13 protein-coding genes and 1 pseudogene are annotated in these 12,875 nt (G+C 68.6%); 7 read left to right on the forward strand and 7 right to left on the reverse strand.

Annotation, left to right across the window (positions count from 1 at the left end; genetic code table 11):
• Positions 1 to 142: 142 nt before the first annotated feature.
• From B5557_RS30485 to B5557_RS30495, 3 genes are all read right to left on the reverse strand, one after another.
• Positions 143 to 928 carry a sulfite exporter TauE/SafE family protein gene (locus B5557_RS30485; RefSeq protein ID WP_079662457.1) on the reverse strand — a complete coding sequence of 262 codons (786 nt, stop codon included), beginning with the start codon at positions 926 to 928 and terminating at the stop codon, positions 143 to 145.
• A 76-nt stretch (positions 929 to 1,004) separates the two neighbouring features.
• Positions 1,005 to 1,724 carry a cation transporter gene (locus B5557_RS30490; RefSeq protein WP_079662458.1) on the reverse strand — a complete coding sequence of 240 codons (720 nt, stop codon included), beginning with the start codon at positions 1,722 to 1,724 and terminating at the stop codon, positions 1,005 to 1,007.
• Entirely contained in the window at positions 1,724 to 2,059 is a 336-nt protein-coding gene (locus B5557_RS30495) for an ArsR/SmtB family transcription factor (protein ID WP_059205556.1), read from the reverse strand. Before B5557_RS30495 ends, B5557_RS30490 begins: the two co-directional genes overlap by 1 nt.
• Before the next feature lie 56 nt (positions 2,060 to 2,115).
• Here B5557_RS30495 and B5557_RS30500 point away from each other — a divergent pair, with 56 nt between their 5' ends.
• The 4 genes from B5557_RS30500 to B5557_RS30520 all read left to right on the forward strand — a co-directional run bounded on the left by B5557_RS30500 (position 2,116) and on the right by B5557_RS30520 (position 5,190).
• Entirely contained in the window at positions 2,116 to 2,931 is an 816-nt protein-coding gene (locus B5557_RS30500) for a class I SAM-dependent methyltransferase (RefSeq protein ID WP_079665094.1), read from the forward strand.
• 51 nt (positions 2,932 to 2,982) lie between these two features.
• On the forward strand, positions 2,983 to 3,744 hold the full coding sequence (locus B5557_RS30505; protein ID WP_079662459.1) for a helix-turn-helix transcriptional regulator: 762 nt from the start codon (positions 2,983 to 2,985) through the stop codon (positions 3,742 to 3,744).
• A gap of 808 nt (positions 3,745 to 4,552) precedes the next feature.
• Positions 4,553 to 4,786 (forward strand): type II toxin-antitoxin system VapB family antitoxin, encoded by a 234-nt coding sequence (locus tag B5557_RS30515; protein WP_079662460.1) that lies wholly within the window; start codon positions 4,553 to 4,555, stop codon positions 4,784 to 4,786.
• Entirely contained in the window at positions 4,783 to 5,190 is a 408-nt protein-coding gene (locus tag B5557_RS30520) for a PIN domain nuclease (RefSeq protein WP_079662461.1), read from the forward strand. Before B5557_RS30515 ends, B5557_RS30520 begins: the two co-directional genes overlap by 4 nt.
• A 236-nt stretch (positions 5,191 to 5,426) precedes the next feature.
• On the opposite strand, the gene B5557_RS30525 is transcribed toward B5557_RS30520, so the two are convergent.
• From B5557_RS30525 to B5557_RS30540, 4 genes are all read right to left on the reverse strand, one after another.
• Entirely contained in the window at positions 5,427 to 7,742 is a 2,316-nt protein-coding gene (locus B5557_RS30525; RefSeq protein ID WP_079662462.1) for a N,N-dimethylformamidase beta subunit family domain-containing protein, read from the reverse strand.
• An 18-nt stretch (positions 7,743 to 7,760) separates the two neighbouring features.
• Positions 7,761 to 8,105: a hypothetical protein gene (locus B5557_RS30530; RefSeq protein WP_079662463.1), complete on the reverse strand. Its 345-nt coding sequence runs from the start codon at positions 8,103 to 8,105 to the stop codon at positions 7,761 to 7,763.
• Between the two features lie 185 nt (positions 8,106 to 8,290).
• On the reverse strand, positions 8,291 to 9,697 hold the full coding sequence (locus tag B5557_RS30535) for an APC family permease (RefSeq protein ID WP_231976078.1): 1,407 nt from the start codon (positions 9,695 to 9,697) through the stop codon (positions 8,291 to 8,293).
• A gap of 194 nt (positions 9,698 to 9,891) precedes the next feature.
• Positions 9,892 to 10,875 carry a helix-turn-helix transcriptional regulator gene (locus tag B5557_RS30540; protein ID WP_079662465.1) on the reverse strand — a complete coding sequence of 328 codons (984 nt, stop codon included), beginning with the start codon at positions 10,873 to 10,875 and terminating at the stop codon, positions 9,892 to 9,894.
• A 209-nt stretch (positions 10,876 to 11,084) separates the two neighbouring features.
• Here B5557_RS30540 and B5557_RS46000 point away from each other — a divergent pair.
• From B5557_RS46000 to B5557_RS30555, 3 genes and pseudogenes are all read left to right on the forward strand, one after another.
• Positions 11,085 to 11,198, forward strand: a pseudogene (locus B5557_RS46000) (transcriptional regulator); the annotation flags it as partial.
• A 1,004-nt stretch (positions 11,199 to 12,202) separates the two neighbouring features.
• A complete protein-coding gene (locus tag B5557_RS30550; RefSeq protein WP_079662466.1) occupies positions 12,203 to 12,454 on the forward strand; it encodes a type II toxin-antitoxin system Phd/YefM family antitoxin in 252 nt (83 codons plus the stop codon).
• Positions 12,442 to 12,840, forward strand: coding sequence for a PIN domain-containing protein (locus B5557_RS30555; RefSeq protein ID WP_079662467.1), 399 nt, complete (start codon positions 12,442 to 12,444; stop codon positions 12,838 to 12,840). The genes B5557_RS30550 and B5557_RS30555 overlap by 13 nt, the downstream gene beginning before the upstream one ends.
• Positions 12,841 to 12,875 lie beyond the last annotated feature (35 nt).

A 12,875-nucleotide genomic window follows, 5' to 3' on the forward strand; every position in this document is an offset into this window, starting at 1 on the left:
GGTCCGTGCCGTCCCCAGATGTGGATGCCGGAGCTATCCCCGTGTGCATGGGACCGATGAGCGAGAGTTATGGACAGGGTTTGTTCTTGTCCGTTGTCCAATGCCCGTTGTGAGACCTCCGTCGTCGATCCCCAACCGGCATTCAGTTCAGGGTCTGACCGGCGTACAAGGCGCCGAGGGCTGCGGCGAGGGTGCCGAGCAGGAGGCGTAGGACCCGTTCGGGCAGGCGAGGTTGAAGGCGTGCGCCAAGGTAGCCGCCGATCAGTCCGCCGGTGCCGCAGGCGAGCCCGAGCCACCAGTCGGGGGCCACGTCCCCGGTGCTCACGAGCGACAGCAGTGCGTAGGCGGCGGCGCTGACGAGGGAGGTGGCGAAGGTGGCGGCGAGCGCGGCCGGGGCGACGCGGGCGACGGGCAGGCCGCGCCCGACGAGGATCGGGCCGAGGAGGGAGCCGCCGCCGATGCCGTAGATGCCGCCGACCACTCCGACTGCCAGGGCGAGGCCGGTGAGGGTACGTGGGGGCAGCTCGCCCGCGTGCGGCGGGCGGTGGCGTGCCGGGGCGAGGGTTCGCAGGCACAGCCACAGGCCGAGCGGCAGCAGCAGGGTGGCGACCAGGAGCCGGAAGACGTCCGGGCCGGGGAGGGCGAAGACACGGATGGCGGCGCCGAGTGCGACGCCGGGCAGCGTGCCCAGCACCAGGCGCCGGGTGAGGTCGCCGCGCAGGGCGCCGTCGTGGCGGTAGCGCCACAGGGCGCCGGGTCCGGCGACGACGTTGAACAACAGGTTGGTCGGCGTGACGGCTGGGTTGGGCACGCCGAAGACGCTCAGCTGGACCGGGAGGAGGAACACCGCGCCGGACACGCCGACGGGGGCCGTCACGGTCGCGATCAGCAGGCCGGCGGCCAACCCGCCCGGCACTGTCCAGTCCACCGTTGCCCCCGCCCGTCGCTCGCCCGGTCAGTATCAGCGCGTCGGGCGGCCATGTGGCCCTCCTGATACACGATGATCATGAGCAGCAGGTGCAGCCGGGTCGGCAGCCGCACGCGTCCGCGTCGTTGTGCGACGCGGCGGGCGCGGGGGTGGCTGTCGGGGTGCAGCAGCCTTTGCCCTGCCAGGCGTCGCGTCCTTCTTTGACGGCGATGACGGCGATGACCAGGGCAGCGATGGGGTCGGCCCAGGACCAGCCGAGGGTGGCGTTGAGGATCAGGCCGGCCAGGAGTACGGCCGAGAGGTAGGTGCACAGCAGGGTCTGCTTGGAGTCGGCGACCGCGGAGGCAGAGCCGAGTTCGCGTCCGGTACGCCGCTGGGCGGCGGACAGGAACGGCATCACCGCCAGGGAGAGGGCGGCGAGGACGATGCCGGGAAGGGAGCGTTCGGCCTCGCCGGTGCCGGTGCCGGTCAGGGCGCGGACGGCGTCGACGCTGACGTAGGCGGCGAGCAGGAAGAACGACACCGAGATGATCCGCAGGGTGGTCTTCTCGCGGGCTTCGCGTACGGCGTGCTCGCGGGCGGAGAACTGCCAGGCGACCGCGGCGGCGGAGGAGACCTCGATGACGGAGTCCAGGCCGAAGCCGATCAGCGCGGTGGAGGAGGCGATCGCGCCGGCGGTGAGGGCGACGGCCGCCTCGAAGACGTTGTAGGTGATTGTCGCGGTGACCAGCAGACGTATTCGGCGGGTGAGCGTCTCGCGGCGGGCCGGGGAGGGCCCGAGAGATATCGCGGTCATCAGCAGCAGCCCTTCGACTCCGCATCCGGGCAGGTCTTGTCCGCCTCCACTGCGACCACTGCGGCGCGCAGATCGTCGAGGGCGTGGCCGAGGCGTTCGTCGGCGAGTTCGTAGCGGGTGCGGCGGCCGTCGGGCGCGGTGATGACCAGGCCGCAGTCGCGCAGGCAGGCCAGGTGGTTGGAGAGCCGGGTGCGGGAGATGCCGAGCTGGTCGGCGAGGTCGGCCGGGTAGGCGGGGGCCTGGCGCAGGGCGAGCAGGATGCGGCAGCGGATGGGATCGGCGAGCGCGCGGCCGAAGCGGGCCAGCACGTCGATGTCGGAGGCAACGGTCAGCACACCATGACAGTACAGCGAATCCTGAATTCAAGAAACAGTGGACTATGGTGGCGTTCATGACGGACGACAGGCAGGACCTGGCCGACGCGCAGCAGATGCACTGGCAGGAGACGTACACCGCGCACCCCGGCATGTACGGGGAGGAGCCCTCGACTGCAGCCGTGCACGCCATCGGCGTCTTCCGTGCCGCCGGGACCCGTGACGTTGTCGAGCTCGGGGCCGGCCATGGCCGCGACGCTTTGTACTTCGCCCGCGAGGGCTTCAGCGTCCAGGCCACCGACTTCTCCACCACCGGCCTCGACCAGCTGCGGGCCGCCGCCCGACAGCAGGGGGTGGCCGATCGTGTGACCGCCGTCGTGCACGACGTCCGCGACCCGCTGCCTCTGCCGGACGCCTCGGTGGACGCGGTGTTCGCGCACATGCTGCTGTGCATGGCCCTGTCGACGAAGGAGATCCACGCTCTTGTCGGCGAGGTCGGCCGGGTGCTGCGGCCCGGCGGCGCCTTCGTCTACACCGTCCGTCACACCGGCGACGCTCACTACGGCACCGGTACCGCTCACGGTGACCACATCTACGAGCACGGCGGCTTCGCCGTGCACTTCTTCGACCGGGCCCTGGTCGACGCTCTCGCCGGCGGCTGGACCCTGAACGAGGTACACGCCTTCGAAGAGGGCGATCTGCCGCGCCGGCTGTGGCGCATCACTCAGACCCTGCCCAGCGGCGTGGGCTCCATGGTCTGGGGGTTGACCCGGTACACGTTGATGGTCAGGCCGGGGTGCTCGGCGTCTTCGCCTGTGTCGGTCACGCATTCAAGGTGCTCCGGTTACGGGCAGTTGCGCGGCGTCAATGCAGGCGTCAAACCGGCGACATAGGGGGGCGTCATTTCGGTGTCATTCCGGGCGGTGGAGGGCTACCGTGATCGCATGGCCACACCGAACAGCGCATTGCGAGCGGTCCGCATGGGCCTGCTCATGTCCCAAGACGACTTCGCCCGCGCGGTCCGTGAGGCCGGCGCCCGCGTAGGCGTCCCGAACGATGCGAACAAGCGGCTCGTACAGCGCTGGGAATCCGGCACCACAGCCGCGCCCCGACCCGTCTACGCCCGTGCCCTCGAAGATGTCACCGGCCTGCCCATCGAATCCCTCGGCTTCACCCTCCCCGTGCCCATGGCGCGAGTCTCCGACGACGGCCACGGCGGACACGACATGGAGGCGGGACCCGACGGCGTCGCCCCCGCGGTGAGCGCGCCGCAGGGCGTGCCGCAGACCTCGTCGCGCAACTACTCGGGGGTGTGGCTGTCGCGGTACGAGTACTTCAGCTCCGGTCGCGACTCTGCCTTCACGGGCCTGCACTACGTGGTGGTGCTGCAGCACGGCAATCGGCTGACGGTCCGCTCGCTGCCCGGCTCGTCGGACTCGCCGCTGACGATGGACCTGGAGGTGGACGGTCACGTTGCCACAGGCACGTGGACGGAGCAGACCGCATCCGAGGGTTACTACCGGGGCGCCCGCTACCACGGCGCGATTCAGCTCCTCGTCGAGCCGACGGGACGCCGTATGACGGGCAAGTGGGTTGGTTTCGGTAAGGAGTTCGACGTCAACACTGGCCCGTGGGAGCTCGTCTTCCAGGACGCCTCGACGAACAAGGCAACGCTCGCCGCCTACGACCGACGCCCCGAGGTCTGACCCCGGGCATGACGAAACGCCCCCTGTACGGCCGTAATGACCGTGCAGGGGGCGTCGTCATACGTACTGTCGGCGGGTGGGGTCGAGAGCCAGGGCGAGGGGGTTGTTGCCGTTGCCAGGCTCGTCGGGCTGCGGCGCCCCGTCCTTCCGGCACACCAGAGCGTCGGGGTCATACGTTGGGGCCTGCAGCGAGTCGCCGTCCGGGCACGATGGCCCCGCCGGACCCTGCTCCCCGGTATCACCCTTCTCGCCCTGGGCTCCAGCAGGACCAGAAGGCCCGGCTGGCCCGACGGGACCAGGCGGTCCCGACACCGTCGAGTCGGCGCCGTCCTTCCCCGCAGGCCCTCTCGCGCCCGGGCTTGGCGTGATCGTGGGAGCGTCCTTGCCCGCAGGTCCCCGCGGTCCCGGGATCGGTACCGGTACCTCCGCGCGCGCGGGCAGATCGTCCACGGCCTTCGTCGGATCCGGCGCCACCGGCGTCGCGCCCGCCGCCTGCACCTGCGCCCGCAGCGCCCGCACGTCACCGGCCAGCGTGCTGACCGCGTCGCCGCGCTTGTCGGCCTCCGCCGCGGCCGCCGCGTAACGCTGGTCCGACGCCTCGATGCGATGCCATGTGGCCCACGCGATCCCGAACAGAGCGTCGACGTCGAGCGGGTCTCCGTCGGCTCACCCCGTGGCAGGAAGCGGCCCATGGGAGCGCCCCGGCATCCAGCGCACTTCCCTCGCGTGGTCTGTTTGTGATCGATGGTTGCGCCCAATGTTGGTGATGTATCTTGGGTACATACATCGTGGATGCTGGAGGTGTCCGATGTCCGTCACGCAGATTGATCTCGACGACGAGGCGCTGGCCGAGGCCATGCGACTCATGGGCGTAACGACGAAGAAGGAGACCGTCAACGCGGCCCTTCGGGACTACGTGGCGCGGATCAAGCGGCTTGAGGCTGCGGAGAAGCTGGCCGCGCGGGGTGCGCGTGGAGAGTTCGAGCAGGCCGCGGCGGCGCATGAAGCGGAGAAGCGCGCGCGACGCGAGGCCTTCGAGTGATCACGTATCTGGTGGACACCTCGGCTCTGTGGCACCTGTTTCGCACCCCAGGCGCATTGCGGCCGTGGGAGGGACACATTGCCGCCGGTGTGTTCCACCTCTGTGAGCCGACACGTGCCGAATTTCTCTACTCGGCAATCAGCCCGTCCCATCGGGATGAGCTCGCAGAGGAACTGGACGCGCTCTGCTTGCTCTCTCCGGTTCCGAAGAACGCCTGGCGTTGGGTCGACACCGCCCAGTACAAGCTGACCCAGCAGGGCCAGCATCGGGCGGCTGGGGTGATCGATCTGTTGGTGTGTGCGACAGCTGTACACCATGGGCACACCGTTCTCCATGTGGACAACGACTTCGTGACGGTGGCCGGAGTCCTTAAGGAAGTGCAGCAGCGAGACGCACGAGCCTGATCTCCGGAGGCAGGATCACGTCTGTCGGCTTCTGACCTCGGTGATCGATGTCTCCGGGGCGCATCATCGGTCCTTCCACTGCACCGGCAATAAAACGCGGAGCTGTCCCGCCTGCTTGGGGGGGCGATCCACCTGCCCTTGAGGGTTCGTCGGCCAATACGCGGCACGGACAAGCCCCGGCCCCGTCCCGTCCCGCTCCGCCGGCGGAGCGGGACGCCTTCGACAGCAGGGGTGGCCTACTCCAGCGGCTTCTCGTCGAGGAAGCGCCGCAGTACGTTGCCTGTGATCTTCGCGATGTTGTTGTCGTACCCGTTGTGGGAAAGCGACCCGGTCCAGGCGATGGATCCGACCGAGAAGAATCCGCCGCCGCCCTCCAGCGCGCAGTAGACCATGTCCGAGCGGACCGCCGGCTGCTCGGTTCCGCCCATCCCCGGGAGCATTTCGAAGATCTCCTCGGTCACCAGCAGGTAGTTGTCGGAGAAGGGCCCGGAGGTGGCCAGGACCAGGGTTCCGGGCGGCGAGCCGAGCGCCGGGTTCCAGCAGTCGATCTCGGCGCCGGCCGCGCCGCCGCCGATGATGCCGAAGTCTCCCAGGAGCTCGTTCTCACCGACGCCGTCGAAGATGAAGGCCGCACGCGGATCCTGGCTGTCCGCAAGGCGCTCGTAGTAGGTGCAGCGGTCGAAGCCCTGGGCCGCCATGCCGACTCCTACCAGACGCTGCGGGGCCTTGCCCTTGTTGCGCCACAGGCCGCTGGCCTCGCCCGAGGTGGTGTGGCGGCGTTCGGCGAAGGGTGACTGGTGGGGGCGGGTGCCGCCGTCGGCCCGGCGCAGCTCCATCAGGTGCGGGGCGTCGGGGTCGTAGGAGACGGTCGCGAAGAAGCCGTTGCCGCCCAGGTACATCAGCCGGCCGCCGTTCGCGGTGAACTCCTCAAGGGCGTCGAGCTCGCGCCGCGTGACGTATTCGGGGTGGCTTCCGGTGATCACGACGCGGTAGTCGCGCAGCAGGTCGTGGCCTTCCCGGTCGAGGTCCTCGTCCGTGAGGGCGTCGAACTCGCACTCCGCGGTCTCCAGCCAGTGCACGAGGGACAGGTCGGCGGGCAGGCCCCAGGGGCCTTCGCTCATGAACGAGGCGCGGTACCGCGGCTGCAGGCTGATCAGCGGACGGCGGACGCTGCCGAACACCACGCCGGACCCGTCGTTGTGGATCTCGTAGAGGGAACGGCCGAACTCGGGGTGGTCCTGCAGGACCAGGTCTTCCTTGTGGACGATGGGCGTGTGCCCGAGGAGCATCTCCATGCCGTCCGCCTCGAATGCGATCCTGTCGTTGGCATACGCCAAGTAGGTCGCCGTGGGGAACAGGACGGCGACGTCCTTGCGGCGGCGGCCCGGCCCGACGAGGAAGGGCACGTGCTGCTCGATGCCCTCGGCCCGCAGCCGCACCGCGTAGACGCCGCTGGGCAGGTCCTCGGGCACCTCGAAGGTGAACGCCGCGGGCCACTGGGCGTCAGCGATGTCGTCGTCGTGGAAGTGGATGGCGTCGAACTCGTCGGGCGCAAGCCGGAAGTCCTCCACGACACCTTGGAACTCGGGCCCGGTGACGCCCCGGACGGGCGCGTTGACACAGCGGCCGTGCAGCATGTGAGGCCCCTCGTCGACCACATCCCACAGCAGCAGCCCGTCGGGGCGCCGGCTGCGGCCGAAGTGCCAGGCAGCCACCGGCTCACGCACCTCGGAGGCATCATCGGCGGCGCGTTCGATACGGACGCCACCGATCTTCCCGTTGAACGCGGTCGCCGCGAGCAGCCGGTCACCATCCCTGCGAGCCAGCGCGCCGATACGGAACGGCATCGAGGAAGCCGTCCGGACTGCCGAGGCGGCTGCGCTCGCCTGCTCGGGTACGGCGGCTGCGGCGGCCGGTGCCACCCGGTCCGCGCAGTGGTCCAGCGGGGTCTGCCGCAGGGTGATCTGCCCCGCCGACCGCGGCAGTTCGACCTCGAGCCGGTACCACTGGTGGGCCGTCAGCTCCTGTTCCAGGGTGAGGGTCCGCCGCTGACCGCCCTCGCTCCATACGACGGACGGCTTGCCGTCATCGAGCAGCAGGGCCCAGCCGGTCATGGTCGCCTCGTCCCAGGTGCCCATGACCGCCTGGCGCTCGCCGGTGAAGCCGACGGAGCTCTGGCTGACCCGATAGGCGCCCAGGCTCCCTGAACGGTTGTCACGCGGAAGCGTCGGGAAGACGGCGGCGCGGATGACCAGCGCGTCGGGGTCCGCCAGCAGGCCCCTCGGGTCAGGGACTTCGACGTAGGAGCCGGGCTGGCAGGCGTAGTAGTGCCCCGCGTACGTCCCATCGATGGTGGAAGGGACCTCGGTCTCCAGGAAACCCGGCCCCGCCTGCCCGTCGTAGCCGTGTCGCAGGCGTACCAGGGCGGCGTCGTAGGCCGACGGGCCCTCACAGCTGATGTGGAACGACAGGTGCTCGCCGGGACGGGCGGAGAAGCGATCGGTGTAGCCGAAGACGTTCTGGGTCGTCGTGCGGCCGCTGGGGAGTGGCATGACCCTCCTCGTTTCTTTCTAGTTCTGCAGTTCCGCGACACGCGCGGTGAAGATGTACCGCATGGCGACTTCGTAGTCCTCGAAGGACTGCTCGGTCAGGAGCAGGTTGCCGGGCATGCCCAGGACGATCTGCGCCACGCGCCAGGGGCCGTCGGGTCCTTCGGAGAAGACGATGTGCTTGCCCGAGACGGGCAGGCTGCGCAGCGCCCGCAGCACGCGTTGAGTGCGGTCGTTGTGCGGTCCCAGCGGAGCCGCGTCATGGGCAGCGACGACCTCGTCGGTGCACTCCTTGCGCAGGCGTTCCTCGCTGCGCAGACGGAACACTTCGAGCAGTTCGGCCGAGCGGTCTGCACTGGTGCGCATCAGTTCACCTCCTGCTGCTGGAACACCGTTGCGGTGCGACGGGACAAGGGCGATGGGCTCACGGGAGTGTGCCTTTCTTGTACTGAAGGAGCTCGCGAGCGCCGGGCAGCGACTGAGGCATTCGCCTCGATGTGACGGTGTCTCGGGCCGATGCCTGTGCTGCCCGGCGGTATGCGCGAGTGCGGTCAGGCGTCGGAGCCACCGAGCGCACGGCCGGTGAGCTTGAAGTACGCCGCCACGCCGAGGCCGATGACGAGCCAGCACGAGCCGACGATCTTGGCGTTGGAGTCCGCGTTCCACAGCGCGACCAGGAGGAGTGCGGCGCCGAGGATCGGGGAGACCCAGTGGACGAAGAAGCGGCGGCTGCCGCCTCGGACGACGAAGTGGGTGAAGACGCTGACGTGGAGGAGGACGTAGGCGGTGATCGCGCCGAAGGTCACCAGGGTGGTCAGCAGTCCCGCCTGCTCCACGCCGAGAATGCCGACTCCTACCGACAGGACTGCGATGAAGATCATCGCGTTGAGGGGGACCTGGTGCCTGTCGCTGACCCGCGACAGGAACTTCGGCAGCTGTCCGTCGCGGGCCATGCTGAAGACCAGGCGGGCGGAGGTGGCGTTGGAGGCGATGGTGTTGGCGAAGATCGCGATCAGGGCAGCGGTCAGCAGGACGACCGTTTTGAACCAGCCCGCCATGGCCGTGCCCACCACGTTGTAGAAGGCGTTGTTGACCGGGTCCCCGTCGGCGAATTCCGTCCCGCTCGGGACCAGCATGCCCGCCACGAAGACCTGTACGACGAACAGCGCGGTCACCTGGTAGAGGACGATCATGGTGGCCTTGGAGACGGTCCTGCCCCCGCCCTCGGCCTCCTCGTTCAGTGTCGAGATGGCGTCGAAGCCGATGTAGCTCAGGGCGGCGACGGGGACCGCACCGAGGACCAGGGACCAGGAGCCGCCGTCGGCGGGGACGAACGGGTTGAGCGACAGATGCGCCCGGCCCTGGAGGATGAGTACGGCCGCCCAGACCAGGAACACGGCCAGCACGACCAGCTGGATGCAGAGGAAGATCTTGTTCATCGTCGCGGTGACGCTGATGCCCATGATGTTGATCAGGGCGGTCGCGGCGACGAAGATCACCACCCAGATCCAGGCGGGCACCCAGGAGACCACTCCGGTCATCGCGCTGGCTGCGAAGACGCACAGCAGCGCGGGCAGCAGCAGGTAGTCGAGCAGGATGGCCCACCCGGAGACGAACCCGAGGAAGCGGTTGCTGCCCATCCGCACGTAGCTGTAGACCGAGCCTGCGACCGGGAACCGGACCGCCATCTCCTTGTAGCTGATGGCACTGAACAGCATCGCGATCGCGGCCACCACGTACACCGCGGCGACCGCGCCGGCGGCCATGTTGTAGACGATGCCGAACACCGCGACGGGGGCGAGCGGCACCATGTAGATCAGGCCATAGATGACGACGTCGGCCAGGCTGAGCGTGCGGGCGAGCTCCTGCTCGTAACCGAGCTCGTGCAGCCGGTCGCTGTCGTCATACGCGCCGTCAGGTCTTTCGGGCACTGCTTGCGGAGCTTCTGGAACGTTCATGGCCGGGCCTCCTGAGGGATGAACGAGCCCCGGTCGGCTGTCGGTCCCGTGGGCGGCAACAGCGGGGAGGACGCGGGGGTCGGCAGCAGCCGGCTCGGCGGGTGGGGGCCGCCTTCAGCGCGGGCTTCTCTTCACCTCGAATATGGCTTTCGGCCACCTTGCGCCTCAATACGCATTCCTACCGACAGCGGTGGTCAGCGGTCCAGGCGCAGAATCCCGTCGCGCAGCGCCGACGCCACCGCGCCGGCGCGCGACGGCTGCCCCATCTTGTGGAGGATCCGCTCCACGTGCGTGGTCACCGTGCGCAGGGAGACGTCTCGCTGCGATGCCAGCTGCTGGTTCGAGAACCCCGCTGCCATCCCGTTCAGGATGTCGTACTCGCGCGGCGAGAGGGAATGGGGCAGGCCGGCTGTCGGAAGCTCCTGCACCAGTACGGCCGGCTCCGGCCGTCCCAGCGGATCGGCCACCTTCAGGACCTGCAGCGTGAGCCATCCTTCGCTCGACGCCTGCAGCCCGGTGGCGGCGACCTGCGGCGAGGCCATGAAGCGGTGCAGGAAGCCGGTGAAGTCGGGCTGCGTGGGCGCGAGCGCCGGGGCGCACGACTCGACGGCCCAGGCACGGCCGGTGTGGTCGATCAGGGTGGCGTTCGCTCCCGAGGGTATGGCGCATCGGGTGGTCTGCCGTCGACCCACGTCGCACATCCGCGCCAGCGCAGGCGCCAATGCCTTGAGGAGTTCGAACGCGTCATCACGGAACGCGCCGCGCGCCGCCGCGGAGAAGTGCAGCATGCCCGTGTACACCCCGCTGTCCGAGAAGAGGCATGCGGTCATGCCGTCTTCGAAGCCGGCAGGTCTGAGCACCTCTCGGTACATCGGGGACACTCGGTAGTCGCCTGGCATGTCGTCGATCCGCATCGGCAGGTGCCGCTCCCGGACCGGCCGGTTCTCGGCGCTCGTCGCATAACGGTCACCCAGTGCGGCAACTGTTTCGTCGCCGTAGGTGACCGCAGCGAGCGCGCGGTGCGCATGGTCCGTCGGGTCCCAGATCATGAGGGCGCCGGCGTCGTGATGAGTCACCGGCTCGAGCAGCCTCAATACCGTCATCGCGGCCTCGTGCCGGTCACGGGCTCCGGCTGCATAGGCAGCCTCGGCCAGGACTCGGGTGTGGGATGGCTTCATCAGCGGATCCCTCTCAAAGCTGGGCTACCCCACCCCACGATAGCAACGTCTTCTCGGCCTCTGAGGATGAGAGCTGCGGTCGCGGTTGCACATCGCGCTCGCGGTGACCGCCTGAGTAAGGGAGTCGGCTGGCCCTGCTGACTGTCACTCGGCGAGGCGCCGATTTCATCGCTGTCCGGGACGGTTGCTTCCGAGAGAACCACTCCCTCAAGGGCCAACCGGAACGCAGCGAGGTCGACACTCTCGCCGCCTACGTCAAGGCGCTCGGCGGCAAGCTGAAGATCGTTGCTGACTTCGGTGATGAGACCTACGTCCTCGGCTGATCCGATCGACGCGCTGCGGCCCAGGGCCATGCGCAGTCCGGCGGACAGGGTCGCCTCTTGATGTCAGGGAAGACTGACTGACCCCAATCTGGACAACCGCATCTGACCTGCGGAAACGTCGCGGATGAGTATTGATCGGCAAGGACCGCCAAGATCCCCAAAGGATTCATAATCCGTCGGCCGTGGGTTCGAGCCCCACCCGCCCCACTGTGCAGGTCGCTGACCTGCGGAAACGTCTCATCAGGGTTGTGGATTCGGGACTTTTGGGTCCCGGGGCTGAATCCGCTGCTCGTGACTTCAAGTCTGTGGTTGGGGGCGTTAGTTCGAATCGCTCTGACGCGTAAATACCTACCGGCGTGGGCAAAACCGCAGGTAGCTGACCAGCTGACCTCCGCCTCCTGCGCTGCCACCCCGCAACGCGGTGTTGATCAAGGGCTATGGGGCCTTCAGCGTGCCCATTTACCCCTCCCACGGCGGCCGGCGAAGCCGCCCTGGATCGCTGACCTGTGCTGATGTGATGGCTTGGGCGTTGGGCGCGCCTCCATGGCCGACGTTTTCGAGGGGTTGGACGCCCGATTCTGGACGCTGGCTTGACACGAGGAATCGCAAGTGCCGTGCGTTGGCTCAGGTGATCGCGGGGAAAACGGCCCGTACTGGACACGGCCCAGCGCGCCCTTGTCTCATGCCGGGGTGCGTGCGCCGCTGTGAGACGGCGAGGCAGCCGACGAGTCCCATGATCATGGCCGTTCAGTGCAGTGGGGCACCCGGTCAGCGAGGGAGGTCTCGAGGCGACGGGTGAGGACATGGGCGGCCCGGAAGGCGGTCACCGCGCAGGGGTGTCGCAGCGTGGGTCGGGAGGAGAAACCCCTTCGCCTCCCCTGTGCTGGCCCCTGAACTGGGCTGCTGCAAGTGCAGTGCCCTGCGGTGATGCCGTAGCGGGGGATGCGGTGAGCGGGGCGAAAACGCGTCTTGTCGGGTATCAGATTCTCTGAGAAAATCAGGTCATGAAGACGATGACCGCTACCGAAGCATCACGGAACTTCGCCTCCGTGCTGGACAGTGCGGAACGCGGGGAAACCATTGTGATCACCCGTGGAGGCAAGCGTCTGGCCGTGCTGGCTCCCGCGCCCAAGGCCACGGGACGGGCGGTGAAGGACGCTCTCCTGCGTCATGTCGGCACCCTTGATGACGCCTTCGAGGACGACGTGACGGCCACCCGTGATCTGCTGACGCTGGACGATCCGTGGAGCGACTGATCCTGGACACCGGCGTGCTGATCGCGATCGAGCGCCGGCAGGTCTCCCTCGATCAGGCGCTGGCCGACGACGACGATCCGGCGATCGCCGCCATCACAGCGGCGGAACTGCTCCAGGGGGTGGAACTGGCGGGCGACACTAATCGGGTTGCCCGCCAGTCCTTCGTCGACACCGTCCTCGCCACCATCCCGGTCGAGGAGTACACCGTGGACGTGGCCCGCGCGCACGCGCGGCTGCTCGCGCATGTCCGCAGGGCTGGCCAGCCCCGAGGTGCCCACGACCTGATCATCGCGGCCACCGCGCTGACCACCGCGCGTACCGTGGTCACCTACGACAAGCGAGCCCGCTTCGACGACCTTCCCGGAGTTCGGGTACGTCAGGTGTGACAGGCCGTTGGCAGACGGCCGAGGGTTTCGAGGCC

This window comes from Streptomyces sp. 3214.6, assembly GCF_900129855.1.
Taxonomy (GTDB): Bacteria; Actinomycetota; Actinomycetes; order Streptomycetales; family Streptomycetaceae; genus Streptomyces; species Streptomyces soliscabiei.

Coding starts and splice junctions, on each gene's coding strand:
- B5557_RS30490 (WP_079662458.1), bottom strand. CDS start 1,724: ATGACCGCGATATCTCTCGGGCCCTCCCCGGCCCGCCGCGAGACGCTC.
- B5557_RS30500 (WP_079665094.1), top strand. CDS start 2,116: ATGACGGACGACAGGCAGGACCTGGCCGACGCGCAGCAGATGCACTGG.
- B5557_RS30505 (WP_079662459.1), top strand. CDS start 2,983: ATGGCCACACCGAACAGCGCATTGCGAGCGGTCCGCATGGGCCTGCTC.
- B5557_RS30515 (WP_079662460.1), top strand. CDS start 4,553: ATGTCCGTCACGCAGATTGATCTCGACGACGAGGCGCTGGCCGAGGCC.
- B5557_RS30525 (WP_079662462.1), bottom strand. CDS start 7,742: ATGCCACTCCCCAGCGGCCGCACGACGACCCAGAACGTCTTCGGCTAC.
- B5557_RS30530 (WP_079662463.1), bottom strand. CDS start 8,105: ATGCGCACCAGTGCAGACCGCTCGGCCGAACTGCTCGAAGTGTTCCGT.
- B5557_RS30535 (WP_231976078.1), bottom strand. CDS start 9,697: ATGAACGTTCCAGAAGCTCCGCAAGCAGTGCCCGAAAGACCTGACGGC.
- B5557_RS30540 (WP_079662465.1), bottom strand. CDS start 10,875: ATGAAGCCATCCCACACCCGAGTCCTGGCCGAGGCTGCCTATGCAGCC.
- B5557_RS30550 (WP_079662466.1), top strand. CDS start 12,203: ATGAAGACGATGACCGCTACCGAAGCATCACGGAACTTCGCCTCCGTG.